Below are 276 nucleotides of genomic sequence, written 5' to 3'. Positions count from 1 at the left end.
ACATACCTGTCCATTCATAGCCGACACCTTCAGGCAGCTGTTCTATCATTGTCTCCATAGCCGTCATCGCCTCACCAGTGCTTAAGCCAGGTGCTGCACTACCTTGGATATTCATAGAAGGCAAACTATTATATCGAGTCAATCGCGGTGAGCCTGATTGCCACTCACTACTTGAAAATGCATTGAACGAGATCATATCACCCGTCTCATTACGCACATACCATTTGCCAATGTCTTCTGGATTAGTACGACTGCTAGGCTCTCCTTGTACGAAGA

Annotated in this window: 1 protein-coding gene; it reads right to left on the bottom strand. The window is 46.4% G+C overall.

All coding sequences use genetic code 11. The annotated features are described in order from the left end of the window. Positions 1 to 276, bottom strand: a 276-nt coding sequence (locus tag AAEY98_RS22305; RefSeq protein WP_351019760.1) for an efflux RND transporter permease subunit, incomplete at both ends; no start/stop codon positions are given.

Source organism: Shewanella sp. AC91-MNA-CIBAN-0169 (genome assembly GCF_040310165.1).
Taxonomy (GTDB): domain Bacteria; phylum Pseudomonadota; class Gammaproteobacteria; order Enterobacterales; family Shewanellaceae; genus Shewanella.
This window is presented reverse-complemented; position numbering and strand designations above follow the sequence as displayed.